Consider the following 26,280-nt stretch of genomic DNA (forward strand, 5'->3'; position numbering starts at 1 on the left):
ATGCGTTAAGACTTAGGTATATCAGAAAAATCCTTTATTGGGTAATAATCGACAATTGGGAGGAACATGTAAATAACAAAAAAGTGCCATATAGACACTTTTTTTACATAATTTTCAACTAGGTAATTTGAATTGCTTATTTAACCAGCGACTTTATGAAGTCTGTAAGCTCACCTTTGAATTCATCACGACGTAGTGCAAACTCAACTATGGCTTTTAAATAACCAATTTTGCTACCGCAGTCATGGCTTTTACCTTTCATTGAGTAAGCATCAACAATCTCTTTTTCCATGAGCATTGCAATGGCATCTGTTAATTGGATTTCATCGCCTGCACCGGCTGGGGTTTTTGCAAGTAATGGCCAAATATCTTTGCTCAATACATAGCGACCCACAACAGCAAGATTTGATGGTGCTTGATCAACTGGAGGCTTTTCAACCATATTTAAAATAGCTGCGCTTTCACCTTGATTGATTTTTACATCACCTAAGTCGACAACACCGAACTTGTCTACTTCGTTTTGCGGCACAGGCTCAACCATAATTTGGCTCTCGCCGGTGGTTTCAAAACGCTGGATCATTTCAGCTAAGTTATCTTTTTTAAGGTCGCTTGCTACATCATCGATGATCACATCCGGTAAAATAACAACAAACGGTTCATCACCTATGATAGGTGCAGCACAGTTAATCGCATGACCAAGACCTTTCGCTTCACCTTGGCGAACATGAATAATTGTTACATCTTTCGGGCAGATTGATTGTACTTCTGCGAGTAACTGACGTTTAACACGCTTTTCAAGCGTTGCTTCTAACTCAAAACTGGTATCAAAGTGGTTTTCAATTGAGTTTTTACTTGAATGCGTTACTAAAACAATTTCTTTAATTCCTGCTGAAATTGCTTCATTCACAACGTACTGAATCAACGGGCGGTCAACAATAGGAAGCATTTCTTTAGGGATTGCTTTTGTTGCAGGTAACATACGTGTGCCAAGACCAGCAACTGGGATCACTGCTTTCATTGATTTCTCCTTAAATTTTATTGTTCTTAAACTGAAAACGGATACTTAATTGCATCGTGACACTGATAACCTACTACTTCAAAATCGTCTTTTGTAACCCAGGTTTCAATGTCTTCTAGTGATTTAATATTTGGGTTTATTTTTAATTCTGGCGACGCGAATGGCTCACGCTTAAGCTGCACATCACGCATCAACTCAAGTTGGTTTTCATAAATATGCGCATTCGCTATTTTATGATACGCCTTACCCGGTTTGTGGCCGGTGATTTGTGCAACTAAAGCAAGTAACACAAAACATTGAATTTGATTAAAGTTCAAACCCAGCGGCACATCGCAGCTACGTTGGTATGATGTTAAGTATAGAGTATCGCCCAACAAAGAAAAGGTGTGCGTGTGCATACAAGGGCGTAAACAGCCTAACTCAAACTCACCTGGGTTATAAAAAGTGACGATTTCACCGCGATCATCAATCCCTTTTGATAAGTTATCGATAACTTTTTTAAGTTGATCAAGGTGGCTGCCATCCGGACGTTGCCAACTGCGGCCTTGCACACCATACACTCGACCCATATCATCTTCACCACGACGATGTGGGTTTTCTAGCCAAGCTTTGTTTTCGTTTGCGTTAGCATTCCAAGTCATACAGCCGATATCACGAAACTGTGCAGCGCTGTCGTAACCACGTAAATAACCAAGTAACTCCGCTATCGCAGCTTTGTAAAAGCTCTTGCGCGTTGTTATAAGCGGAAACTTATTATTTGCCACATCATATTCAAGATCGGCATTAATAACGGTTAAACACTTGGTACCTGTGCGTTTGTTCTCAACCCACACACCTTCGTCAACAATACGCTGACATAAATCTAAATACTGTTTCATTGATTTGCTCTTGTTATGCTTTGCTTGCCACGCTGTGTTGCGGCTTTTTATAGGCCCATATTAACAAACCAAGGCCACCAATTACCATCGGCAATGACAGTATTTGCCCCATCGAGATAAAGCCTGCGAATAAACCTAAATGAGCATCTGGTTCACGGAAATATTCAACGATAAATCTAAACACGCCATAGCCAAGTAAGAACACCCCTGCAACACTTCCCGCTGGACGCGGCTTTTTGATAAACCATTGTAAGATTAAGAACAGCACCAAACCTTCTAAAAAGGCTTCGTATAACTGTGATGGATGACGAGGCTCTGGGCCACCTGATGGGAAAATAAACGCCCAAGGTACATCAGTCACTCGGCCCCATAGTTCGCCATTAATAAAGTTACCAATACGTCCGGCTAGTAAACCAAGCGGTACGAGTGGCACTACAAAATCGCCCACTTCAAATAATGATTTTTTACGTGTCCAGGCAAAAATAGCAATGGCTGTAATCACACCTAGCGTACCGCCATGGAACGACATTCCACCTTGGTCAATTCTGAATAAGTACAGTGGGTTTTCAATAAAGTAGCTGAACTGATAAAACAATACATAACCAATACGGCCACCTAGTATTACCCCGAGCATGCCGTAAAATAATAAGTCACTAACTTGTTCTTTTGTCCAACCTGAGTTTGGTTTTTCTGCTTGACGATTAGCAAGCCACATCGCCAAAGCAAAACCAATTAAATACATTAAACCGTACCAACGTACGCTGAGCGGGCCTACCGAAAAAATAACCGGATCGATATCTGGAAATTGAAGAGCCATAAAAATAAAAACCTTTAACTAAACACCATTTTAAGCGCAATTATGACAAGTAATAGCGCGAATACTTTTTTTATTGTTGCCACAGGCAAGTAATGCGTGGCTTTGGCACCTATTGGCGCAATGAGCGACGAGGTAACCACAATCCCGACTAACGCAGGTAAATACACAAATCCGGCAAATCCATCACTGAAAGATGTTAATTGCCACCCGGCAGATACGTAACCCACCGAGCCGAACAGCGCAATGACAATACCACATGCAGCAGCACAACCAATGGCCTTTTTAATATCAACAGAAAAATAATGCAGTAGCGGCACAATAAGCGCCCCGCCGCCAATACCAATTAGCCCCGACAGCGCCCCCATTATGGCACATAAAAAGCCAAGAATAGGCCCTGATGGAAGCGGCTTTTCACTGGCGGCTTTTTTTCGTGTCGATAACACCATTCTGAGCGCGATAAACACCACGCTACCGGCAAAAACAAAGCGCAGTAGCTGCTCGGGGATAAAGCTTGCTGCAAAGCCACTGATCAATGCGCCTAGGCCAACGCCAGTCATAACCCATGGGGCAATTTCCCAAGGCACGTTAGCATTACGATGATGAGCAAGGGCTGAAGAAGTCGAGGTAAAAATAATGGATGCTAACGAGGTTGCTATCGCGATAACTAATACATGGCTTGGGTCGGCAACATTGAACGATACTAATAGCGCACTAAGCACCGGTACGATAATAAGACCGCCACCAATGCCTAATAACCCAGCTAAAAATCCAACCACGCTGCCCAAAATTGCGCAGTACACCATTAAAAGTATTACGTCATGCATAGCACACTCATATATTCAATTTGTTATATACATATACTAAACTAATATATAGGTGCTTCACAGCACAATTTTCCCTCATGATTGGCCTTGGCTTGGGGTGTAAAATAGCTCGCCGAGTTGATGTTCAATCATAAAGTTACGCGTTAACCTAAGTACATGTTTTGCAGTGGGTTGTAATAAACACTCTGCAAGTAACTTTTCCATATCACTGACATTTAATCGCCTAAGCACAAACTTAATTTTACTAATCGAAGCGTAGTTCATACTCAAGCTTCGATAACCCATCGCAATAAGCAGTAAAGCGCCTTCAGGGTCGCCCCCTAACTCACCACATAAACTAAATGGCAACTCATGTTGCTGACACTCTTGTGCTATTTTTAATAGCACTCTAAGTACACTTGGGTGATAAGGGTTAAATAGCTCAGCAACACGGGCATTAGAGCGATCAACTGCCAGCATATACTGGGTTAAATCGTTGCTACCTACAGAGCAAAAATCGACCTTTTGCGACCACTCTTCAAGCATAAATACACTCGAAGGTACTTCTAACATCAAGCCGATTTCAGGGCGCTCAATGGCTTGTTCAGGATATTGTTCACTTAACTCAAAGTAGGCTTGTTCGAGCAATTTTAACGACTCATCGACTTCCTCTGAACCACTGATCATCGGCAGCATGATTTTTAAATTACCCAAACCAATATTGGCTTTTAACATTGCCTTGAGCTGATCTAAAAATAGCTCTGGGTGATCTAAGGTAACGCGAATACCACGCCAACCTAAAAATGGATTTTCTTCGGTTATGTTGAAGTAATCTAAAACTTTATCGCCACCAATATCGAGTGTACGCATCACCACAGGATTAGGATGGTAACTAGTGAGCACTTCGCGATACCAGCTTTCTTGTTCTGACTGTGAAGGAAATTGGCCTTTTTGCATAAACCAGGCTTCGGTGCGATAAAGGCCTACCCCATCGCAAAATGGCTTATTGTCATGCTCGGTATTTAATTCAAGACCCGCGTTAAGTAATAAGCTAATGTGTTCGCCATCTTTAGTGACGGCATCTAGGTTTTGCTCTGCCACAAAACGGTCGGTCAATAAGGCTTCTTGATATTTGAGCTGACTGTATTCCTCTTGCAGCATTTGTGAAGGAGAAATATATAAACGCCCTGCATAGGCATCTAAAATCATTTGCTTGCCTTCAAACTGCAATAACGGCACATCTTCAATGCCCCAAATAGCAGGGATCCCCATAGCACGAGTTAATATAGAAGCATGACTATTTGCCGCACCATTAACACTCACAACCCCAGCAAGGTGCCCTTTAGGTACTTCAGCAAGCATTGCAGGGGTTAATGTACCGGCAATTAAAATAGTGTCTTTAGGGTAAGGTTTTGCCGCATGTTCGGTATTTACTAAATGGTGTAATACCCGTAAACCGATATCTTTTACATCAACAGCACGCTCTTTAATATAAGGGTCTTGCATGGCATTGAATTGAGTCACCAATTTCTCAATAACAATTTTCAAGGCACTTTTAGCGTTCCAGCCTTGTTGTAATTGCGCTTCAACATTTTGACCAAGACTTTTGGCATCAAGTAACTGCTGATAAACATCAAATACCGCCAGTGCCTCTTGCGGAATAGAGTCACTCAGTGTCATAGATAAGGTATTAAACTCGTTCCGCGTCGCAGCCACTGCTTGGGTAAATAGCTTACGCTGGGTGCTCACATCATCGTCTTTTTGCAGTTCAATAGAGCTAAAGTCGAGCTTAGGGATCACAACAAAGGCTTCACCTATGGCAATACCTGGTGCACTTGATACCCCTTTTAATACTGAGGTTTGGTGTGAAAACTCATCGACACGTAATATTTCTTTTATTTCTGCATGAGCTAACTGAGAAGCTAGCTGCGCCGAGAGCGTAATTAAGAATGACTCTTCGTCAGGGCTAAAAACACGGGCTAGTTTTTGCTGAACAACAATAACGCCTAAAACTTTTTTCTGGTGCACGACTGGCACAGATAAGAACGCGTTATAGCCTTCTTCATTAACTTCAGGTGAGAGCTTAAAACGTGGGTGAGACTTAGCAAAAGCAATATTGATAGGCTCTTCACGCTGAGCAACAAGACCAACGAGACCTTCGGTAAAACCTATACGAAACTTACCGACCGCATCTGGGTTGAGGCCTTGGGTGGCCATCAATACAAAGTTATCTTGGCTATAATCTGCAAAATAAATCGAGCAGCACTGTGTTTGCATGGCATCTTTTACCATTTGCACAAAACACCCCAGCGCACTGTTTAAGTCCGCCTGTTGCGACACTGCCTCAGCAATTGATCTGAGCGTGGCTAACATGATGCTGCTCCTTTGATTTAAATAAGGTTGCCCTTATCGTTTATGTCGCCAATGATCTTTGTGTTGCTCTCGTTTATTAAACGGCATTGCAAACGGAGCAAACTCTTTCATTACTCGACGATATACATCGCGCTTAAACGAAACAACTTGCCTAACCGGATACCAATAACTCACCCATCGCCAATCATCAAACTCGGGGTGATGAGTTTTAAGTAAATCTACATCTTCATCTTTACAACGAAGTTTCAGTAAAAACCATTTTTGTTTTTGCCCAATACACACAGGACTTGAGTCTCTGCGAATTAAACGCTTGGGTAATTTATAGCGTAACCAATGTTTAGAACTTGCGACGATCTCAACGTCTTCAGGAAGCAAGCCCACTTCTTCGTGTAATTCTCTGTACATGGTTTGCTCTGCTGTTTCGCCGTCATCAACACCACCTTGGGGAAATTGCCAAGAGTGCTGACCATAGCGACGAGCCCAAAATACTTGTCCCTGATTATTGCAAATTACAATTCCGACATTGGCACGAAAACCTTCGGCATCAATCACCTTAGTGCCTCATTTGTAAGTCGATTTTTATTGATTGTTCCACATAACCTGCGATACAGCAAACACTTTACACCTAAGCCTAAATTAGATTGAAAAATTATTTTTTAACAAACATGTTTAATCAAGGTGTTACGAAGTAATTATTATAAAAATGTGCTGTTTGATTAAAATAACTATTTACAACCGTATTTTTATCACCTTACCCACAGCTTGTGCATAACTTTTGTAAACCATGCCTAAATTGCAAACAAATCCACAATCCACAGTTGAAATATCCACTTTCTCCACAGAAACTGTGGATAAACATGTTTATATATCTGTATTTATACAAACAACTGTTTAATTAATGAAATAGAAACAACATAAAAAAACAGTAAAACAATTAAATATCAGTTAGTTAGACTAGAACATCCAAAAGTAAAACTGATTATTTTTAGCCCACACTTAACGTGCGCAAAAAACACCCAAACACAAAGATATCCACTAAGGCACGCATTTGCTATCATGATACGGTTAATTAGACAATCAAATAAACGCCTTATGCGACCAATAAAACCCGCAACTATAAACGAATTAATGCAACGCGTTGATGCTATTGCTGGCCTCACCCTAGGGCAGCTAGCCGAGCAATATCAGTTTAAAACCCCTGACGATTTACTACGTGAAAAAGGCTGGACCGGGCAACTTATCGAATATGTACTTGGTGCAACAGCAGGCTCAAAGCCAACACCTGATTTTGAAGAGTTAGGCATTGAGCTAAAAACCCTACCTATTTCATTTAAAGGCAAACCCCTCGAAACAACCTTTGTTTCGGTAACACCGCTATTAAATGTAACCGGAATGACTTGGCAGCAAAGCACGGTTCGTAAAAAGTTGAATCATGTTTTGTGGTTACCGATTTTAGGCGAGCGCGAGATACTGCCTTTTCACCGTACCATAGGCAGTGGCTTTTTATGGCAGCCAAGTGCAGAGCAAGATGCCCTTTTACAGCGTGATTGGGAAGAACAAATGGAGCTAATCGCCCTTGGTCGCGTGGATGAAATTTCTGGGCATTTAGGCGATGTAATGCAAATAAGGCCAAAAGCAGCCAATAGCAAAGCGCTGACAGATGCAATTGGCCCAAATGGCCAGATAATACAAACCTTACCTCGCGGCTTTTATCTAAAAACCAGCTTTACTGGCGAAATCCTAAAACAACAATTTCAGCTATAAAAAAACCTCCCGAAGGAGGTTTTTTAAAGTCTTGATGAGCTAAGCCAGATTACTGACCTTTAACCTCTTTAAGACCGTTGTAAGGTGCTTTCTCACCTAATACTTCTTCAATGCGAAGTAATTGGTTGTACTTAGCAATACGGTCAGAACGGCTTAATGAACCCGTTTTGATTTGACCAGCTGCAGTACCTACTGCTAAATCAGCAATTGTCGCATCTTCAGTTTCACCTGAACGGTGTGAGATAACAGCAGTGAAGCCAGCGTCTTTAGCCATTTTGATAGCAGCAAGCGTTTCAGTTAATGAACCGATTTGGTTGAACTTGATTAGGATTGAGTTAGCAATACCGTTATCAATACCACGCTTTAAGATCTTCGTGTTAGTTACGAAAAGGTCATCACCTACTAATTGTACTTTGTCGCCAATTAGTTGTGTTTGGTGTGCGAAACCATCCCAATCAGACTCATCTAAGCCGTCTTCAATTGAAACAATTGGGTATTGCTCAGTAAGGCCTTTAAGGAAGTGGTTGAATTCTTCAGAAGTGAATTTTTTACCTTCGCCTTTAAGGTCGTAGATATTAGCTTCTTTGTCGTAGAACTCAGATGCCGCACAGTCTAGAGCTAGAGTGATATCTTTACCAAGCTCATAACCTGCATTTGCAACAGCTACCTTGATTGCAGCAAGTGCCGCTTCGTTAGATTCAAGGTTAGGAGCAAAACCACCTTCATCACCTACTGATGTAGAGTGACCTTCAGCTTTAAGTACTTTTGCTAAGCTGTGGAATACTTCAGCGCCCATACGTAATGCTTCACGGAAGTTTGTAGCACCAACTGGCTGGATCATGAACTCTTGAATATCAACAGAGTTATCAGCGTGCTCACCACCATTGATGATGTTCATCATAGGTAATGGCATTGAGTAAACACCTGATGTGCCGTTTAGGTCTGCAATGTGCTCATAAAGCTCAACGCCTTTAGAGTTAGCAGCCGCTTTAGCTGTTGCTAAAGACACAGCTAAGATAGCGTTAGCACCTAGTTTTTCTTTGTTTTCAGTACCATCTAAGTCAAGCATTACTTGGTCAACAGCTTTTTGATCAACTGCGTTTTGGCCTTTAAGAGTTTCAGCGATTTCGTTATTGATATAGCCTACTGCTTTTAAAACACCTTTACCTAGGTAACGTGCTTTATCACCATCACGTAATTCAAGCGCTTCGCGAGTACCTGTTGATGCACCAGATGGTGCTGCAGCACGGCCCCATGAACCATCAGCTAAATGTACATCAGCTTCAACAGTTGGGTTACCACGCGAGTCCATGATTTCGCGACCAATCACTTTTACGATTTCTGACATCTTGATTCCTCTTTTCCCGAAAATGGTGAGTTAGTGCCAATTTTATTAATTATCCTTAATGCCATTGGCTTATTAAAACAAATAAGCCGTGCATAAAGCACGGCCTATTTAAATTACGATGACGCTTTTTGGTGAGTGTGTGCAGCTGCAACAAACCCTTCAAACAGCGGGTGACCATCACGTGGTGTTGACGTGAATTCCGGGTGGAATTGCGCGGCAATAAACCAAGGGTGATCTTTATTCTCGATAATTTCGACTAGTTTCTTATCTTCAGATAAACCAGTGAAACTTAAGCCTGCTTTTTCAAGCTGCTCTACAAAGTGGTTATTCACTTCGTAACGGTGACGGTGACGTTCAACAATTTCGTCACTACCGTATACTTCACTTACTTTAGAACCCGGTGTTAAGTGACACTTCTGTGCACCTAAACGCATAGTACCACCTAGGTCAGATTGCTCATCACGGATTTCAACGTTACCGTCAGCATCTTGCCATTCAGTGATTAAACCAACAACTGGGTGTGCTGATTTAGCGTTAAACTCTGTTGAGTTTGCATCTTCAAGGCCTGCAACGTTACGCGCATATTCAATAAGCGCTACTTGCATACCTAAACAAATGCCTAAGTAAGGAACTTTATTTTCACGAGCATATTTAGCCGCTAAGATCTTACCTTCAACACCACGGCCGCCGAAGCCACCTGGAACTAAGATAGCATCAAGGTGAGAGAGTAACTCAGTACCTTTGCTTTCTAAGTCTTGTGAATCAACGTATTCGATGTTCACAGTTAAACGGTTTTTCAGACCTGCATGCTTTAATGCTTCGTTTACTGATTTATATGCATCTGGTAGTTCGATGTACTTACCAACCATACCAATTGTCACTTCACCTGTTGGGTTAGACTCTTGGTATAACACTTGTTCCCACTCAGATAAATCTGCTTCTGGGCACTCAAGATAGAAACGACGACATACGAAGTTATCTAATTCTTGTGACTTAAGTAACGCAGGGATCTTATAGATGCTTTCTACGTCTGGTAATGAAATAACAGCTTTCTCTTCAACGTTAGTGAAAAGTGCGATCTTCGCGCGCTCGTTATTTGGTAATTTACGATCAGAACGACAGATCAAGATATCTGGTTGGATACCAATCGAACGTAATTCTTTTACTGAATGTTGTGTTGGCTTAGTTTTAACTTCACCTGCAGGGCCTAAGAATGGCACTAGCGTTAGGTGGATAAACAATGCGCGCTCACGGCCAATTTCAGTGCCAAGCTGACGAATTGCTTCTAAGAATGGTTGTGACTCGATGTCACCAACTGTACCGCCAATTTCAACGATTGCTACATCGCGACCTTCAGCACCGTCGTATACACGTTGCTTAATGTCGTTTGTGATGTGTGGAATAACCTGAATTGTTGCACCAAGGTACTCACCACGACGCTCACGTCGTAATACATCTTCATAAACACGACCTTGTGTGAAGTTGTTGCGGCTAGTCATCTTGGTACGGATGAAACGCTCATAGTGACCTAAGTCAAGGTCAGTCTCTGCACCGTCTTCAGTTACAAATACTTCACCGTGCTGAATTGGGCTCATAGTGCCTGGGTCAACGTTAATGTAAGGATCCAGCTTTAAAATAGTCACGTTAAGACCACGTGCTTCTAAAATAGCGGCTAATGACGCTGCTGCAATACCCTTACCCAACGAAGAAACAACCCCGCCAGTTACGAAGATAAATTTTGTACTCATGCGAACCCTAGAATATCAGGAATTAAAAGGAATAATATAGAATCAAGACGGGGCGATATTATAGCAAAGGGGCTGCTATCAATCCAGATAAAATTAGCAAATAAGTGCACAAAAAACGAGCTTGGTTACACTGTACCCAAGCTGTATCATGAGTGACTTAGTTTGCTTGCTTTTTAATGGCTTCCCATGCGTTGTCCATTTCTTCAAGGCTAGCCGTTTCTAAACTTTGGCCACGTTCACCTAAGTAAGCAGCCACTTTTTCAAAGCGTGTAGCGAACTTAGCATTGGCACTTCGTAATAACTGCTCAGGATCGCGCTTAATATGACGGGCAACATTCACTGTTGCAAACAGTAAATCGCCAAGCTCTTCTGCACTGTGCTCTGAATAAGGATCATAGGCGAGCGCTTCTTTTACTTCGTCTACTTCTTCAGCAACTTTATCGAGCGCACCATGATAACTTGGCCAATCAAACCCTAGGCTTGCTACACGCTGTTGAATCTTCTTCGCTTTTGATAACCCTGGCATAGCATCAGGAATGTCTTGCCACAGGCTCATTTGTGGTGAAGCTGCTTTTTCTGCTCGCTCCTGTGCTTTAATAGCCTGCCACTGCTCAGAAAGCTCAGCGTCAGTCAGCTCACTTTGCTCTGCAAAGACATGGGGATGACGACGAACTAATTTATCATTAAGCGTATTAGCCACATCGGCAAAATCAAATAATCCTTGCTCTTTGGCAAGTTGAGCATAAAAGATGACTTGAAACAGTAAATCGCCAAGTTCACTTTTAAGCTCAGTAAGCTCACCTTTTTCAATGCAATCTGCTACTTCGTAAGCTTCTTCAAGGGTATGCGGCACTATTGACTTAAAGTCTTGTTTTAAATCCCACGGGCACCCAGATTCTGGGTCCCGTAGTTTGGCCATAATAGCAAGCGACTGCTCAATTGCCTGTTTATCACACATTACGAATGACCACGCTTTGCATCATGTACACCTTCGATTTGATGTAACTTAGACAATAAGCGGTTGGTGCTTGATAAGTCATGTACTTCAACCTGCATTGAAAACAGCGCAAGCTGCTTATCTTCAACCGTGTTGACGTTCATGTTCAGCACATTCACTTTTTCGTTTGCAAGCACTGAGCTGATATCTCGAATAAGGCCTGAACGATCGGTCGCTTCAACTTTAATCGTTAATGAGTAAGAGCCATTGACATCGTCTGACCAACTTACTGATATCACCCGCTCAGGATGCTTTTCACGAAGTTTCTCAAACGAATCGCAATCTTCACGGTGAACTGCAATCCCTCGGCCTTGCGTAATGTAGCCAATAATTTCATCGCCCGGCACAGGTCGGCAGCATTTAGCAACATGGCTCATTAAGCTACCTACCCCATCAACAACAATACCATTCTTATCGCCGGTGACACTTTTTGGCTTTTTAAACTTAATTTGTGGTTCGTCATGCTCACGGTCACTAATGAAGTTTAATAACTGGTTTAAGCGAACATCTCCAGCACCTACCGCAACCATAAGGTCGTCAAGGCCTTTAAGGTTAAAGCGCTCGATTGCTGGCGCTAGATCTTTGGTTGTTAAATCTAGTTTTTGCAGCTCAGTTTCGAGTATTTCTTTACCGGCACTTAAGTTTTTATCGCGATCAAGCTGCTTAAACCAATGATGGATTTTAGAGCGTGCTCGTGAAGACTTAATATAACCTAGCGATGGGTTTAACCAATCACGACTTGGGTTAGGTTGCTTTTGAGTTAAAATTTCAACCTGATCGCCGGTGCTTAATTGGTGAGTAAATGGCACAATTTTGCCAAACACTTTTGCGCCAATACAACGATGCCCTACATTTGAGTGAATGTAATAAGCAAAATCAAGTGGTGTTGCACCCAGCGGCAAATCGAAAATATCCCCTTTAGGCGTAAACACATAAACACGGTCTTCTACTACTTGGTTTTTAAGCTCTTCCGCTAGGTCACTGCCATCAACAACTTCTTCTTGCCATTGCAGTAACTTACGTAACCAACTAATTTTTTGTTCGTAGCCCGAACCACGTCCTGGCAATGCACCTTCTTTGTACATCCAATGGGCAGCAACACCTAGCTCAGCATCTTGGTGCATTTCGCTCGTACGAATTTGAATTTCAACGGTTTTACCTTCTGGACCAAATACCACGGTATGAATTGACTGATAACCGTTTTGCTTAGGTGTTGCGATGTAATCATCAAATTCTTTATTTAAATGGCGCCAGTTAGTATGCACGATACCTAATGCCGCGTAACAATCTTGCAGGCGCTCTACCACTATGCGCATAGCGCGAATATCAAAAAGCTGGTCGAACTCGTAGTTCTTCTGTGCCATTTTTTTGTAGATGCTGTAGATATGCTTAGGGCGGCCATACACCTCACCTTCAATACCCGCTTCGGCCAAGCGTGTTTTGACTAAAGCAACCATGTTCTCCATGTATGCTTCACGGGCAAGGCGCTTATCATCAAGCTGTTTGGCGATATTTTTATAGGTATCTGGGTGCAAATAACGAAACGAAAGATCTTCAAGTTCCCATTTAAGCTGACCAATCCCTAAACGGTTAGCTAGGGGAGCAAAAATGTCGCGTGTTTCTTTAGCGGCAATGACGCGCTCTTCTTCACTGGCGTCTTTCACATCACGCAGGTGACACACTTGCTCTGCAAGTTTAATCACTACGGCGCGCACATCTTCAACCATGGCTAACAGCATACGGCGAATATTATCGATTTGTACTGTGCCTTTACCTTGATGGGCTAAGGTGCTGATGGTAGCCATTTGACTTACGCCTGTTAGTAATAGCGCAACGTGATTACCTAGCTTTTCGGTGACTGTCTCAATTGAGATTTTTTCGGCTAAAAAATAAGGCGTTAAAAAAGCAGTGGCAAGTGAGTCTGCATCTAAATTTAGCTCAGCTAAAATCTCCACCATTTCAATGGCTGTGTTTTCACGTTTTGCATCATCGCAGTGCAGGCACAGTTGGTGAGCCTGCTCTAATAAGGTATGTTTGTCTTCTGTTAGCGCTAACAGCTCGATACGGCTGGCAAAATCACTCGGCTTAGTTAGCTGATGTGACTGTCTAGTGGCTACCATGTGCGCTTTACCTCCTGTGAAATAACGCCATCGTTTCAATATGCCCGGTATGCGGGAACATATTCATAAGCCCAATTTTTTCAATGCTAAAGCCTGCTTGTAAAATAATTGCACTGTCACGGGCTAAAGTAACAGGATCACAAGAGACGTATAAAATCGTTTTAAACTGAGTAAGTGGTAACTGCTCTAAAATAGCCATTGCGCCAGTACGTGATGGATCAAGTACTAACACGTCAAGTTCGGCACTAAACCAAGCAGCTGATTGCATTGATTTTGTTAAATCAAAACAATAAAAATCGGTATTCGACAATGAGTTAGTTTGCGCATTTTGTTTTGCTAATGCAACCGCAGAATCGACCCCTTCAACACCAATAACATATTTAGCATACTTTGCAATCAATAATGAAAAGTTACCAATACCACAAAATAAATCCAATACCTGCTCATGACCTTGTAAATCAAGCCACTGTCTTGCTTGATGCAGCATAGCTTGGTTAACTTGTGGGTTAACTTGAATAAAGTTTTCAAGGCCAAACTCAAAGCGTAAATCATAAGCTGGTATCTGGTAGTACGGCATTGGATGGTCACTGTGATCAATTTCACCACTTTGTGATTGCCACACAACACGCCAGCTATATTCATCACACGCCGCTACGACTATGGCTTTTAACTCTGCATTAATAGCTTTGGTATGCCTAATAACCACAAAGGCCGCATTATCAGCTTCACATAATTGTAAGTGACTAATACTACTAAGACCTGAATGGCTGTTGATAAGAACATCAAAAACTGAAAAAACGTCTTTAAATGTACCGCTCAGCACATCACAGCTTTCAATACTCACCAATTGCTTAGAACCCTGAGCTCGATACCCTACACGCATTTTCTTTGCAGCTTTGTCATGCATTACAGCAATACGCGCAGAGCGACGGTAATGGCGCTCTTCACTAAGCAGAGGTGCTTGCCAATTTAAGTCATCAGCTTTGGCAAACTTACTAAACAGCTGACTAACCGCAGCTTGCTTCTCAACCAATTGTTGCTCTGCATTAAGGTGCTGTAGCTGACAACCACCACAAACCTGATAATGCTGACAAAAAGGAGTAACCCTATGCGCTGAGGCTGATAGTACTTTTTTACAATCAGCACTGGCAAAACGTGCCTTATCTTCAATCAATAACGCTTTTACTTCTTCACCCGGCAAAGCACCATTAACAAAACAGACTTTATTTCCCTGCTTAGCAACGCCCCGCCCTTGGTGATCCATAGCAGTGACATTGAGGGTTAGCATTTTTTGCGAAACGGATTTCTTTTTGGCTTTGAAAATCTGTGCCATCGGGCAACACCTTAATTATTGATAAAGCGGGAGTAAGTATATACTCTTAAACAACGATAATAATGATAACAACATTCTTTATGACTAAATTTGGCTTACGTGACTCAGTCTTAACCCTTACACTTATACCGACTGTGATCATAGGCTTGTTGCTGGGCGGTTATTTTACAATAAATCGTTACATTGAGCTCGATGAAATTTTGTATCAGCAGGGCGTGACTATTATTGAGCCCCTCGCCATTGCTGTTGAGCAACCATTAATAAAGCGTGATAAAGCCTTATTAACTCGCTTAGTTAGTCATACACATAACAAACACTCCCCTGCTATCCAATCAATTGCTATTTTTGATGAAAACAATGAGTTAGTGATTTTTAGTAAATACCAAAGTGAATTCAAAGAAATTGTTAGCAGCAATGCAAACAGCATGGATGGCATTCAAGTACAAAATTCTGAGCACTATCTAACATTCTCTACTGCCATAATTAATCATAGCCGCCAAGATATGATTTGGAATCATCACAGCTACCAAGCATCGCTAGGCACTGTGGTGATCATGCTCAACAAACAACAAGCCATTATTGGCCAGCAACGGGCATTATTAGTCAGTGGCGTGGTAATTTTACTCGCGCTCATACTTGCCACCGTATTAGCGTTTAGATTAACCCGCATGTTTATTCAGCCTCTTAATAAGTTAGTACTAGCTACCGACAAGCTCATTGAAGGTAAAGTAGATACCGGACTTGATCAAAAAATGTTTGGCGAGTTTGAGCTCTTACGCACAGGTTTAAATACCATTTCAGAAACTATGGTTGTGCAACGTGATGAGATGCAAAAACATATTGACCAAGCAACCTCTGATTACCGCGAAACACTCGAACAATACGAAACCCAAAATATTCAGTTGAGTATTGCTAAAAAAGACGCGCAAGATGCGAACCGAGTAAAATCAGACTTTTTAGCTAAAATGAGTCACGAATTACGCACACCTTTAAATGGTGTAATAGGTTTCACGCGTCAGCTTTATAAAACCCCGCTGAATAAGCATCAAAAAGATTACCTAGATACCATTGAACTGTCGGCCAATAGCTTACTTACAATTATCAGTGATATTTTAGACTTTTCGAAATTAGAAGCCGGTGCCATGGAACTTGAGTCAATGCAATTCCAGCTCCGTGACAATATTAATGAAGTTATGACCTTGTTGGCACCAAGTGCCCACGAAAAGCAACTTGAGCTTTCAATATTTATCCATCCGCAAGTACCAGACAACCTAACTGGCGACCCGACCCGCTTTAAACAAATTTTGATAAACCTATTAAGTAATGCCATTAAATTTACTGAAAAAGGCTCAATCAAGGTTGATGTTGGCTACCGCTTATTAGATGAAGAGCGCGCCTCGATTTTGGTGTCTGTCACCGACACCGGTGTGGGTATCCCAATGGATAAGCAAGATGCGTTATTTACACCATTTGGCCAAGCAGACTCTAGTATCACCCGTAAATTTGGTGGCACAGGTCTTGGTTTAATCATCACTAAACATATTGTTGAAGCGATGAATGGCCGCATTACTCTAAACTCAGCACCTGGTAATGGTACCTGCTTTACGTTCAATGCCGTATTCAGAACGCCAAGTAACTCAATTACTAGTGACTTACCGACTCAATCTCTGATCAATAAACGTATTTTGTATCTTGAGCCTCATGAGCATACCCATCAAGCAACGTTATCGCTACTACATGAATGGCAAACTCGCGTTACCGCCTGCATGGATGAAGAAAGCTTCTTAAATGAGATCAACAAAGACTTCAGCTACGATATTTGTATTATTGGCCATACCGCTACTATTGACGATATGCAGCAACTTAAGAGTTATGTAAAAGCAGTGCGTCCTGTCACTGATTATTTATACATAATGCTTAATACGGTTTCGCATAATATGCGTGAAGCCTTTGTCGGTAGCGGTGCAGATGCTTGTTTAAGTAAACCGCTTAACCACCGTAAATTATGTGAGGTACTTGCTGCACCTTACCGCCTTGACCATCCAGTGCATAACATTGAGCAAGGTGATGAAAAATTATTACCACTTAAAGTACTGGTTGTTGACGATAACGATGCCAATCTAAAACTAATTTGCACCTTGCTTGAAGAACAAATTGAGCTAATTGATACCGCACACAACGGTTCACAAGCTTACAGCTTAAGTAAAAGCCATAAATATGACTTGATCTTCATGGACATCCAAATGCCAATTATGGATGGTATTACTGCATGTAAACTTATTCGCGAGTCATCTCTCAATGAAGATACCCCCATCATTGCAGTGACTGCTCACGCCCTCGCAGGTGAAAAAGAGCAGCTTCTTAAAGATGGCTTTAAAGGTTACTTAACTAAGCCTATTGATGAGGACATGCTAAAACAAATAATTAGCGATCATAGCCCGCAATCGCCAATTAATCGTGAACGTAGCAAAACTGCCGCAGTTGACTCTGAACCTCCATTTGAAAGTGCCCGCCTCGATTGGCAATTGGCACTTCAACGCGCTGGCGGTAAAGAAGAACTAGCACTAGAAATGCTCAACATGCTATTACTCAGCGTGCCTGAAACCTTGCGCCTACTCAATGAGGCTATCGAAAAAGAAGATTGTGAACATGTACTTAGCATAGTGCACAAGTTCCATGGCGCATGTTGTTATACCGGCGTACCAAAACTAAAATCACTTGCCGAAACACTCGAGACAGCTTTAAAAGGCGATTGCGATTTAAATTACATTGAGCCTGAGTTATTTGAGCTTGTTGATGAGCTGAATAATTTGTTGAGTGATGCCGGTATGGTTGAGCAACAACGATAAAAGAACACTCAATAAATTATATAAAGGAATATATTAATGAAAAACTATTTAATGCTAGCTGGCAGTTTGTTTGTCTTTGGTTGCGCATCAACCGAAGAAAAACCAGTAAAATTAGAATATGCGGATTTAGCTGTTAGCTCTAATGAAATGGAGTCAGCAAAATGGCAACAGCTTGAACGCTTTCCTGCCAGATACCCAAAAAAAGCAGTTATCCAAGCAAAAGAAGGTTGCGCAACTATTGAGTATGTCATTACGCCACAAAATGAAATTAGAGATATTCAGGTAGTTGCCTCAACTAACTCTGTATTTGCCGACGCAGCAAAAGATGTAATCACTAATTGGCACTGGAATGAGCTGGCGAAAAATATTACTGATAAAGCGGTGAAAACCCAAACTCGCTTTGACTTTTGTTTTGACACACCTGAGCAATCTTGCAAAGAGCTAAAACCTAACTATTCATGCCCTAGTTCAGATATTATTTATTCCACGGGTACACGCATAGTGAAGTATTAAAGGGAGCTTGCTTTGTATTTTATCTTACTTATCGTCTTTAGTGCTATTTCACTCACTTGGTTTTTCCTCCGCTATAAAAAACTAAGTATAGAAGCTAATAATTACGTAAAAACCAATTACACAGAGCAGTGGCAAACATACGAAAGCCAAGCCCGTTTGATGAAGGCAAAACCTAACTCGATGGTTTTTCATTCAATTAAAAAAGGTGAATTGTCGGCCGTAGATGATGATGTTTTAAAAAGCTTTAAGAAAAAGCATCAATATTTAGTGGCCCTACTCTGCCTTTCGCCTTGGCTATCTTCATTACTTGCACAATTTATTGTTTATCTAAGTAAATAAAAACGCGGTGGATATCAAATCCACCGCGTTCAGTATTCAAATTTGCCAGCGTTTATAAAAAGCCGGCAGTTCAAAGTCTTGCTTCAATCATTAAACGTTTCATATCGCTGACTGCTTTTTCTAAACCATCAATCGCTGCACGGGCAATAATCGCATGACCAATGTTTAACTCATAAATTTCTGGCATTGCCGCTATGGGTTTTACATTGTGATAATGAAGACCATGGCCGGCATTAACGATTAAACCTAAGCTATCAGCATATTGTACGCCGCTACGAATACGCTCAAGCTCAGTGTGAAGCTCTTCGTCATTTTCAGCATCAGCATAAGCACCTGTGTGAATTTCAACGTATGGAGCATTACACGCTTTTGCAGCGTCAAGTTGCGCATTGTCGGCATCAATAAATAACGAGACCTTAATTCCCGCAGCTGTTAGCTTTTCTGTTGCTGCTTTTACTTTGTCAAAATTACCCACAACATCAAGGCCACCCTCAGTGGTGAGCTCTTCACGCTTTTCAGGCACTAAACAAACATAAGCAGGTTTCACTTCAAGGGCAATGTCGATCATTTCATCGGTCACTGCAATTTCAAGATTCATACGTGTTTGAATCGTTTTTGCCATCACATATACGTCGCGGTCTTGAATATGACGGCGGTCTTCACGCAAATGAATGGTGATACCATCTGCACCAGCATGCTCTGCAACAGCTGCAGCATGCGCAGGATCTGGGTAACTCGTGCCACGCGCTTGGCGTAAAGTGGCAATGTGATCAACGTTTACACCAAGAAGAATATCTTTCATTTTTTTACCTGTTTAAAACAACGATTCAAGGCTGAATAACAGCCTACTTAATAAATAACTCACGGCTTTTTAATGGCTTTTTACCAAGTAAAGGCTTGAGTAGGTATCGACTTAATTGCTTTGCCATATATAACACATCAGGGGCGCTAAAGTCATGAGCTGCTATGGCATTTAATTGCTTTCCTGAAAAGCCTCTATGGGGGTCGTCATGCAGCAAGAAACCGTATTCAGCAAAGTACTGGTAATTTGCTGCATCGTTAATTTCATCACCTTCGGCATCAACACTAAAATCAACGCCATAACCAAGCATCTCAAGTAACTGAAACTCATAAGAGCGCAGCACAGCTTGTAGGTTTTTAGTGGTTGATAACTCGTCTAGATGCTGTTTATAAAGATGATATACACTTTCCATCGGCTCATTGATAGGTACGATACGATTGGTTAATTCGTTCATATAGAAGCCGCAATAAAGCTCGGTACCCTGCAACATAGTTTGCCCGCCATGGGGCTCAAAACGATTGATGTATTTTAAATCAGACTTGCCGCTATATTGTACGAGCAGAGATTGGAAAGGTTGTAATTGTGCTTTGTGTTTAGTGGCCTGGCGACCACTAACACGGGCCAGCATTCTCAACTGACCTACGCCTTCTACCAGCATATCGAGCATGACTTGCGAGTCACTAAATGGACGTCGGTGCAGCAAGTATGCTGTGTAGAATTCGCTATCCATGGCGTGTAAGGCTTTACTTAGTCTTCACCATAGCCAAGGCTACGTAGCGCACGCTCATCGTCAGCCCAGCCAGACTTCACTTTTACCCAAAGTTCTAAAAACACTTTGTTATCAAGCATGTCTTCAAGGTCTTTACGGGCTTCACGGCCAATGACTTTCAGCTTTTCGCCTTTATTGCCGATCACCATACGCTTTTGCGTTTCACGCTCAACGAGGATCAAACCGTTAATTTGCCAAACACCGTTCTCTTGCCATTTAAACTGCTCGATCTCAACGGTGACTGAGTATGGCAGCTCTTCACCCATAAAGCGCATCAGCTTTTCACGGATCACTTCTGCCGCCATAAAGCGCATTGAACGATCTGTTACGTAATCTTCAGGGAAGTAAAACTCACAAAGCGGTAAACGCTTTTTCACTTCATCTTTGATTAAATCAATATTTTTACCCTGCTTAGCAGAGACCGGCATAATAGCCACAAAGTCAAATTTACCACCTAAAAACTGCATGTGCGGTAGCACTAAATCACGGTCTTTAACTTGATCAATTTTATTCATAACTAATAACACTGGACGACCACTCTGACGTACTTTATTTAGTACCATCTCATCGTCTTCATTCCAGTGTGTGCCTTCAACCACAAAGATAATCAGTTCTACATCGCCAATTGAGCTTGATGCAGCACGGTTCATTAAACGGTTAATAGCGCGTTTTTCTTCGACGTGTAAGCCTGGTGTATCCACATAAACAGCTTGGTATTTACCTTCAGTATGAATACCCATGATACGGTGGCGTGTGGTTTGTGGCTTACGAGAAGTAATAGACACCTTTTGCTCAACAATATAGTTAAGTAAAGTTGATTTACCTACATTTGGGCGGCCAACTATGGCAACCATACCGCAGTGCGTGTCTAGCTCTGCAGGTTCTTTGCTAATTAAATCATCAAGATTCATTTTTAAGTATCTTTAAGGCTTTTTCAGCGGCTTTTTGCTCAGCTTTACGACGTGAGCTACCTACTGAGATAATGCTATCCATCCCTTCAACAATACATTCAACCGTGAATGTTTGATTGTGCGCTTGGCCTTTTGTATCAATTACAGTGTAGCCAGGTAACGATAATTTGCGCGCTTGTAAGTATTCTTGAAGTAATGTTTTTGGATCTTTTTGATTTAAGCCCGGTGAAATTGCGTCAAGACGCGACTCGTACCAGCTTAAAATTAACTCACCACATTGCTCAATGTTTGAGTCTAAGAATACCGCACCAATAATCGCCTCAACGGCATCAGCAAGGGTTGATTCACGGCGAAAACCACCGCTTTTAAGCTCACCTGGACCTAAGCGCAAGTAATCGCCTAAGCCAAATTCTAGGCCAAATTCAGCCAACGTTTGACCACGAACTAGGGTCGAACGCATGCGGCTTAAATCACCTTCGCGTGCTTTAGGGAATTTAGTGTAAAGCGCATTAGCAATCACAAAGCTCAAAATCGAATCGCCCAAAAACTCTAAGCGCTCGTTATGTTGGCCTTTATGACTACGGTGCGTCATTGCCTGTTCAAGCAAAGCTTGATCAGTAAATGTATAACCTATTTTGTTGTATAACTCTGTTACGTTTTTTTTCATCGTTACTGAATATTACCTAGGCGTTCAAAACGAACACCAGTTGGAACCCAGCCTGGTAAAAAGTCATCTGGGCCATTCTCAAATTCAAAACTCATCCATATAAAGACGGCTTTACCTACCAAGTTTTCTTTAGGTACAAAGCCCCAAAAGCGACTGTCTTGGCTATTATCACGGTTATCACCCATCATGAAATAATGATCGGCAGGAACAACCCACTCGTCTGAGCGTGTACCTGGTTGTTGATAATAACGGCCTTTCATTTCAGGAGCTTGCGGGTTAATTAAAATATTATGATTCAATGTGCTTAGGTTTTCTTCTAAACGCACTAAATTCATCGAACCCTGCTTGAACTCGTCACTATTGAGGATTTCCATATCAATTTTGTTGTACTCGTTACACAGCAAATCACCTTGCTGCGTTACACCTTCGGCACATTTTGGCTGAATATAAAGGTGCTTATTGCGATATACAATTTTATCGCCCGGTAAACCAATCGTACGTTTAATGTAATCTACGCGCTCGTCTAATGGGTATTTAAATACCACAATATCACCACGCTCAGGTTCATCAACATCAACTAACTGGCTACGCCAAATAGGATCTTTAACGCCATATGAGTACTTCTGCACTAAAATGAAGTCGCCCACTAATAGAGTTGGCATCATTGAACCTGATGGAATTTGAAACGGTTCAAAAATGAAAGAGCGAAAAATAGTGATTGCTGCAATCATCGGAAAAATTGACTTTGCCGTTTCAGTGATACTTGGCTCAGGCGCAATTAATGCAGCGGTTTCTTCGTCTAATTCACCACCTGCTGCGTTTTGAGCAAGGGCAATGCGTTGCTGACGCTTTGGCGCAAACATAAAGTGGTCAATTAACCAAATTAATCCTGAGCCTAGCGTTAACAACACTAAGAAAATAGAAAAGTAACCCGCCATGCATTAATTCCTTTATTTACTTCTAATTATTTACCAACTTTAAGGATAGCTAAGAATGCATCTTGAGGTACTTCAACGTTACCTAGTTGCTTCATTCGCTTTTTACCTTCTTTTTGTTTTTGTAGCAATTTCTTCTTACGGCTCACGTCACCACCGTAACATTTCGCGATTACGTTTTTACGTAATTGCTTAACTGTTGTACGGGCAATAACATGCTGACCAATCGCTGCTTGAATTGCAATATCAAACTGCTGACGTGGAATTAAGTCTTTCAGTGCTTCAGCTAACTGACGACCACGTGATTGTGCAATATCGCGGTGTACAATAATCGCTAACGCATCAACACGCTCACCATTAATCAATACGTCAACACGTACCATGTCTGAAGCTTGGAAATGCTTAAAGTTATAATCAAGCGATGCAAAACCACGGCTTGTTGATTTTAACTTATCAAAGAAGTCCATAACTACTTCAGCCATCGGTAATTCGTACGTCACCGCCACTTGCTTACCATGGTAGCTCATTTTAGTTTGTACACCACGCTTTTCAACACAAAGCGTAATTACGTTACCTAAAAACTCTTGCGGAACTAGTATGTTAGCTTCAACAATTGGCTCACGGATTTCAAGAATATTATTCACCGGCGGTAAGTCAGACGGGTTATCAACCTGTTGAGTTCCATCTTTTGTCTCTACTTCGTAGATTACTGTTGGCGCAGTGGTAATAAGGTCAATGTCGTATTCACGCTCAAGACGCTCTTGAATGATTTCCATGTGTAGCATACCTAAGAAGCCACAGCGGAAACCAAATCCTAGTGCTGTTGAATTTTCTGGCTCGAAGAATAACGACGCATCGTTCAAGCTTAATTTATCAAGCGCATCACGGAATGACTCATAGTCATCTGATGAAATTGGGAACATACCTGCATAAACTTGCGGTTTAATGCGTTGGAAGCCCGGTAAACGCTCTGGAGCAGAATTACGTTGTAAAGTGATGGTATCACCTACAGGTGCACCATGGATTTCTTTAATACCCGCAATAACAAAGCCTACCTCACCGGTTTTTAAGAGGCCCGTGTTAGTTTGCTTTGGTGTGAAAATACCCACTTTATCTGCGATATGAACTTGATCATTCGACATGATCTTAATTTTATCGCCCGCACGTAATTCACCGTGCTTAATACGTACCAATGATACAACGCCTTGGTATGGGTCAAACCATGAGTCAATGATAAGCGCTTGTAGTGGCTCATCTTTGTCACCTTCTGGTGGCGGAATATCTTTAACAATGATTTCGAGTACTTCTTCAATACCAATACCTGTTTTAGCACTACATTGCACAGCATCTAGGGCATCGATACCAATGATGTCTTCAATTTCTTCTGCTACACGAAGTGGATCGGCTTGTGGTAAGTCGATTTTATTTAGAACTGGAATAACTTCTAAGTCCATTTCGATTGCTGTGTAGCAGTTAGCTAAAGTTTGAGCTTCTACACCTTGACCCGCATCAACAACTAAAAGTGCACCTTCACAGGCTGCAAGTGAACGTGATACTTCGTATGTGAAGTCAACGTGTCCTGGCGTGTCGATAAAGTTTAACTGGTATGTTTCGCCGTCTTTAGCTTTATAATTTAGCGTTACACTTTGCGCTTTGATGGTAATACCACGCTCACGCTCAATGTCCATTGAGTCTAACACCTGCTGCTGCATTTCACGGTCTGTTAAACCACCACAAACTTGGATAAGACGGTCAGAGAGAGTCGATTTACCATGGTCAATATGGGCGATGATCGAAAAATTACGGATATGCTTCATAAACTGGATTCTAAACTTCTATATAAAATGGACTAAGTGTATAAAGCGACAATTTTACATTTAATTGGCTTTAATCACCATCTATTTGAGTGAAAGGAATAGTAATTGGGTGAATTTTTATTACTTTAATATCATGTTTAAGGCTCTTAACCCTTGATTTTGCTATCGCATAGCCCGTTAAGCCACCAATAACGGCGGCTAAAATTTGCCAGCCTTCTGCAAGCGAAAAAGCCGAAAATGCGATTAAAGCAAACCCTAAACTAAACAAAAGGGGTAGCATGTAAACAGCCATAGCGTGTTTAACTAAGTGGCTATCATCGAGTGCTAAAGTTACTTTTTGCCCTACTTGGAGCTCTTTTTCGAAGGTATAAGGAAAGGTTTTTTTAGCTGTTCCAAACAGCTTTGCAAAAACTTGCGAGCCACAACGACCATTACAGCCGGCACAGGCTTGCTTTTGTTCTGCTTCTAAATTCGCTGTCGTGCCTTTTACCGACACGACAGTGAGTGTTTGTTCAATCATGATTTAAAGAGGTCGCGCTACCGACTCAGCTATAGCTTTGGCTGTCATGGCAGGAATATTACCAACAACCGATACATCAAAGCTACCACCATTATGTACATACACAGTCGTTGCGCCTGACGTTAAAGCACCGCTTGCGCGCTTTCCAGGTAAAGGTCTTTGAATAAAAACAGACACTTCAACAAACCCATCTGAATATAAATAATAGTCAGCAAGTTCATTGTTTAAATCAAGTTTATGACGATCTGACTTTAATAACTTAAAGCCATCTGGCAACCAACCAATTTTCCAATCATTCGCTGCGCTGTCTTCATTATTGGCTAAATCGTTAGTCGCAAGCACCGCAGGAAAGTCACGATTTTGCATTTCAACTAACATAGGAGCAGGCTGCTCTGTTACGCTGATATGAGTTAACTGTAACTGCTCAAGCATCTCACCTTTATGATTCACATAGGCAGATTTAAGTAACAACGAAGACTCAGTATCTAACCAAATCCAATAGTTATATTTGTATTCATCTTTTGACTCGATGCGCACTAACTGTGCTGAGCGCCCTGCAATACGGCCTTTTCCGCCAAGCACAAAATCATAGTGAGCGCTTAGTCGGTTAATATCTTTAAAAAGTACTTCAGGAATTGGCCCAGCAATAGAGTCTGTTTTAACTGAATAAGGCTCTGAATGAGGCTCAAAATAGGTAACTTGATCGTCAACGCGCACCATTTCTAGGCCAGCGCCGTTAAGTAAACTTAGATGCTCAAGTTCAATATCACCTTGTTTTGCATGTAACCAGCGATAGGGTTCCATAGCTTGGCCTTTTACAACCACAAATGATGCGTCAAAGTTGCGAGTATGAACGGCCGTTGCCATATCATTTAATAAAGTCTTGGCGGGATTTTCGTCGCTGGCAATGGCTGGAGCCGTTAGTACCAGCGACAAAATAAAAGTAAAAACTTTCATTT

23 protein-coding genes are annotated in these 26,280 nt (G+C 41.6%); 4 read left to right on the forward strand and 19 right to left on the reverse strand.

What is annotated here, in order from left to right:
* Positions 1 to 136: 136 nt before the first annotated feature.
* From galU to rppH, 6 genes are all read right to left on the reverse strand, one after another.
* Complete coding sequence (gene galU / locus MTF66_RS19010) at positions 137 to 1,018, reverse strand: UTP--glucose-1-phosphate uridylyltransferase GalU (protein ID WP_248527953.1); 882 nt, start codon at positions 1,016 to 1,018, stop codon at positions 137 to 139.
* A gap of 26 nt (positions 1,019 to 1,044) precedes the next feature.
* Positions 1,045 to 1,896, reverse strand: a complete 852-nt coding sequence (locus MTF66_RS19015) for a thymidylate synthase (protein ID WP_054562236.1) — start codon at positions 1,894 to 1,896, stop codon at positions 1,045 to 1,047.
* 13 nt (positions 1,897 to 1,909) lie between these two features.
* On the reverse strand, positions 1,910 to 2,713 hold the full coding sequence (lgt, locus tag MTF66_RS19020) for a prolipoprotein diacylglyceryl transferase (RefSeq protein WP_054562237.1): 804 nt from the start codon (positions 2,711 to 2,713) through the stop codon (positions 1,910 to 1,912).
* Positions 2,714 to 2,727: 14 nt separating this feature from the next.
* Positions 2,728 to 3,537, reverse strand: coding sequence for a sulfite exporter TauE/SafE family protein (locus MTF66_RS19025; protein WP_055020682.1), 810 nt, complete (start codon positions 3,535 to 3,537; stop codon positions 2,728 to 2,730).
* 75 nt (positions 3,538 to 3,612) lie between these two features.
* Complete coding sequence (gene ptsP, locus MTF66_RS19030; protein WP_248527956.1) at positions 3,613 to 5,889, reverse strand: phosphoenolpyruvate--protein phosphotransferase; 2,277 nt, start codon at positions 5,887 to 5,889, stop codon at positions 3,613 to 3,615.
* A gap of 33 nt (positions 5,890 to 5,922) precedes the next feature.
* A complete protein-coding gene (rppH, locus tag MTF66_RS19035) occupies positions 5,923 to 6,441 on the reverse strand; it encodes an RNA pyrophosphohydrolase (RefSeq protein ID WP_054562240.1) in 519 nt (172 codons plus the stop codon).
* A gap of 540 nt (positions 6,442 to 6,981) precedes the next feature.
* On the opposite strand from rppH, the gene mutH reads away from it, so the two are divergent.
* Positions 6,982 to 7,653 carry a DNA mismatch repair endonuclease MutH gene (mutH, locus tag MTF66_RS19040; protein ID WP_248527958.1) on the forward strand — a complete coding sequence of 224 codons (672 nt, stop codon included), beginning with the start codon at positions 6,982 to 6,984 and terminating at the stop codon, positions 7,651 to 7,653.
* Between the two features lie 49 nt (positions 7,654 to 7,702).
* Here the strand turns inward: mutH and eno are convergent, their stop codons facing one another.
* From eno to rlmD, 5 genes are all read right to left on the reverse strand, one after another.
* Complete coding sequence (gene eno, locus MTF66_RS19045) at positions 7,703 to 9,001, reverse strand: phosphopyruvate hydratase (RefSeq protein WP_248527960.1); 1,299 nt, start codon at positions 8,999 to 9,001, stop codon at positions 7,703 to 7,705.
* Between the two features lie 113 nt (positions 9,002 to 9,114).
* On the reverse strand, positions 9,115 to 10,749 hold the full coding sequence (locus tag MTF66_RS19050) for a CTP synthase (protein WP_054562242.1): 1,635 nt from the start codon (positions 10,747 to 10,749) through the stop codon (positions 9,115 to 9,117).
* 157 nt (positions 10,750 to 10,906) lie between these two features.
* A complete protein-coding gene (gene mazG / locus MTF66_RS19055) occupies positions 10,907 to 11,707 on the reverse strand; it encodes a nucleoside triphosphate pyrophosphohydrolase (RefSeq protein WP_248527962.1) in 801 nt (266 codons plus the stop codon).
* Positions 11,707 to 13,866: a GTP diphosphokinase gene (gene relA, locus MTF66_RS19060; RefSeq protein WP_058586455.1), complete on the reverse strand. Its 2,160-nt coding sequence runs from the start codon at positions 13,864 to 13,866 to the stop codon at positions 11,707 to 11,709. The genes mazG and relA overlap by 1 nt, the downstream gene beginning before the upstream one ends.
* 7 nt (positions 13,867 to 13,873) lie before the next feature.
* Positions 13,874 to 15,199, reverse strand: a complete 1,326-nt coding sequence (rlmD, locus tag MTF66_RS19065; RefSeq protein ID WP_248527965.1) for a 23S rRNA (uracil(1939)-C(5))-methyltransferase RlmD — start codon at positions 15,197 to 15,199, stop codon at positions 13,874 to 13,876.
* An 80-nt stretch (positions 15,200 to 15,279) separates the two neighbouring features.
* Here rlmD and barA point away from each other — a divergent pair, with 80 nt between their 5' ends.
* Genes barA through MTF66_RS19080 form a run of 3 tightly spaced genes read left to right on the forward strand, consistent with a single transcriptional unit; the run spans position 15,280 to position 18,900 of the window.
* Entirely contained in the window at positions 15,280 to 18,048 is a 2,769-nt protein-coding gene (gene barA, locus MTF66_RS19070) for a two-component sensor histidine kinase BarA (protein ID WP_058586457.1), read from the forward strand.
* Between the two features lie 36 nt (positions 18,049 to 18,084).
* On the forward strand, positions 18,085 to 18,561 hold the full coding sequence (locus tag MTF66_RS19075) for an energy transducer TonB (RefSeq protein ID WP_248527968.1): 477 nt from the start codon (positions 18,085 to 18,087) through the stop codon (positions 18,559 to 18,561).
* 12 nt (positions 18,562 to 18,573) lie between these two features.
* Positions 18,574 to 18,900 carry a hypothetical protein gene (locus MTF66_RS19080; RefSeq protein ID WP_062566754.1) on the forward strand — a complete coding sequence of 109 codons (327 nt, stop codon included), beginning with the start codon at positions 18,574 to 18,576 and terminating at the stop codon, positions 18,898 to 18,900.
* 70 nt (positions 18,901 to 18,970) lie between these two features.
* Here MTF66_RS19080 and pdxJ read toward each other — a convergent pair whose 3' ends face one another.
* From pdxJ to MTF66_RS19120, 8 genes are all read right to left on the reverse strand, one after another.
* Positions 18,971 to 19,702 carry a pyridoxine 5'-phosphate synthase gene (gene pdxJ / locus MTF66_RS19085; RefSeq protein WP_248527971.1) on the reverse strand — a complete coding sequence of 244 codons (732 nt, stop codon included), beginning with the start codon at positions 19,700 to 19,702 and terminating at the stop codon, positions 18,971 to 18,973.
* Between the two features lie 43 nt (positions 19,703 to 19,745).
* Positions 19,746 to 20,432, reverse strand: coding sequence for a DNA repair protein RecO (recO, locus tag MTF66_RS19090; protein WP_248527973.1), 687 nt, complete (start codon positions 20,430 to 20,432; stop codon positions 19,746 to 19,748).
* 17 nt (positions 20,433 to 20,449) lie between these two features.
* A complete protein-coding gene (gene era, locus MTF66_RS19095; protein WP_248527976.1) occupies positions 20,450 to 21,382 on the reverse strand; it encodes a GTPase Era in 933 nt (310 codons plus the stop codon).
* Entirely contained in the window at positions 21,372 to 22,049 is a 678-nt protein-coding gene (rnc, locus tag MTF66_RS19100) for a ribonuclease III (RefSeq protein WP_054554337.1), read from the reverse strand. The genes era and rnc overlap by 11 nt, the downstream gene beginning before the upstream one ends.
* Before the next feature lie 2 nt (positions 22,050 to 22,051).
* A complete protein-coding gene (gene lepB, locus MTF66_RS19105) occupies positions 22,052 to 22,987 on the reverse strand; it encodes a signal peptidase I (RefSeq protein WP_054562250.1) in 936 nt (311 codons plus the stop codon).
* 26 nt (positions 22,988 to 23,013) lie between these two features.
* A complete protein-coding gene (lepA, locus tag MTF66_RS19110) occupies positions 23,014 to 24,801 on the reverse strand; it encodes a translation elongation factor 4 (RefSeq protein ID WP_058586461.1) in 1,788 nt (595 codons plus the stop codon).
* A 70-nt stretch (positions 24,802 to 24,871) separates the two neighbouring features.
* A complete protein-coding gene (locus tag MTF66_RS19115; protein WP_054554334.1) occupies positions 24,872 to 25,321 on the reverse strand; it encodes a SoxR reducing system RseC family protein in 450 nt (149 codons plus the stop codon).
* A gap of 3 nt (positions 25,322 to 25,324) precedes the next feature.
* Positions 25,325 to 26,278, reverse strand: coding sequence for a MucB/RseB C-terminal domain-containing protein (locus MTF66_RS19120; protein WP_054562253.1), 954 nt, complete (start codon positions 26,276 to 26,278; stop codon positions 25,325 to 25,327).
* Between the last annotated feature and the right edge of the window lie 2 nt (positions 26,279 to 26,280).

The sequence above is a fragment of the Pseudoalteromonas sp. 2CM39R genome, from assembly GCF_023161845.1.

What these genes read in the sequence shown, in the direction of transcription:
- galU (WP_248527953.1), bottom strand. Translation starts at nt 1,018, where the DNA reads ATGAAAGCAGTGATCCCAGTTGCTGGTCTTGGCACACGTATGTTACCT.
- MTF66_RS19015 (WP_054562236.1), bottom strand. Translation starts at nt 1,896, where the DNA reads ATGAAACAGTATTTAGATTTATGTCAGCGTATTGTTGACGAAGGTGTG.
- lgt (WP_054562237.1), bottom strand. Translation starts at nt 2,713, where the DNA reads ATGGCTCTTCAATTTCCAGATATCGATCCGGTTATTTTTTCGGTAGGC.
- MTF66_RS19025 (WP_055020682.1), bottom strand. Translation starts at nt 3,537, where the DNA reads ATGCATGACGTAATACTTTTAATGGTGTACTGCGCAATTTTGGGCAGC.
- ptsP (WP_248527956.1), bottom strand. Translation starts at nt 5,889, where the DNA reads ATGTTAGCCACGCTCAGATCAATTGCTGAGGCAGTGTCGCAACAGGCG.
- mutH (WP_248527958.1), top strand. Translation starts at nt 6,982, where the DNA reads ATGCGACCAATAAAACCCGCAACTATAAACGAATTAATGCAACGCGTT.
- eno (WP_248527960.1), bottom strand. Translation starts at nt 9,001, where the DNA reads ATGTCAGAAATCGTAAAAGTGATTGGTCGCGAAATCATGGACTCGCGT.
- MTF66_RS19050 (WP_054562242.1), bottom strand. Translation starts at nt 10,749, where the DNA reads ATGAGTACAAAATTTATCTTCGTAACTGGCGGGGTTGTTTCTTCGTTG.
- mazG (WP_248527962.1), bottom strand. Translation starts at nt 11,707, where the DNA reads ATGTGTGATAAACAGGCAATTGAGCAGTCGCTTGCTATTATGGCCAAA.
- relA (WP_058586455.1), bottom strand. Translation starts at nt 13,866, where the DNA reads ATGGTAGCCACTAGACAGTCACATCAGCTAACTAAGCCGAGTGATTTT.
- rlmD (WP_248527965.1), bottom strand. Translation starts at nt 15,199, where the DNA reads ATGGCACAGATTTTCAAAGCCAAAAAGAAATCCGTTTCGCAAAAAATG.
- barA (WP_058586457.1), top strand. Translation starts at nt 15,280, where the DNA reads ATGACTAAATTTGGCTTACGTGACTCAGTCTTAACCCTTACACTTATA.
- MTF66_RS19075 (WP_248527968.1), top strand. Translation starts at nt 18,085, where the DNA reads ATGAAAAACTATTTAATGCTAGCTGGCAGTTTGTTTGTCTTTGGTTGC.
- pdxJ (WP_248527971.1), bottom strand. Translation starts at nt 19,702, where the DNA reads ATGAAAGATATTCTTCTTGGTGTAAACGTTGATCACATTGCCACTTTA.
- recO (WP_248527973.1), bottom strand. Translation starts at nt 20,432, where the DNA reads ATGGATAGCGAATTCTACACAGCATACTTGCTGCACCGACGTCCATTT.
- era (WP_248527976.1), bottom strand. Translation starts at nt 21,382, where the DNA reads ATGAATCTTGATGATTTAATTAGCAAAGAACCTGCAGAGCTAGACACG.
- rnc (WP_054554337.1), bottom strand. Translation starts at nt 22,049, where the DNA reads ATGAAAAAAAACGTAACAGAGTTATACAACAAAATAGGTTATACATTT.
- lepB (WP_054562250.1), bottom strand. Translation starts at nt 22,987, where the DNA reads ATGGCGGGTTACTTTTCTATTTTCTTAGTGTTGTTAACGCTAGGCTCA.
- lepA (WP_058586461.1), bottom strand. Translation starts at nt 24,801, where the DNA reads ATGAAGCATATCCGTAATTTTTCGATCATCGCCCATATTGACCATGGT.
- MTF66_RS19115 (WP_054554334.1), bottom strand. Translation starts at nt 25,321, where the DNA reads ATGATTGAACAAACACTCACTGTCGTGTCGGTAAAAGGCACGACAGCG.
- MTF66_RS19120 (WP_054562253.1), bottom strand. Translation starts at nt 26,278, where the DNA reads ATGAAAGTTTTTACTTTTATTTTGTCGCTGGTACTAACGGCTCCAGCC.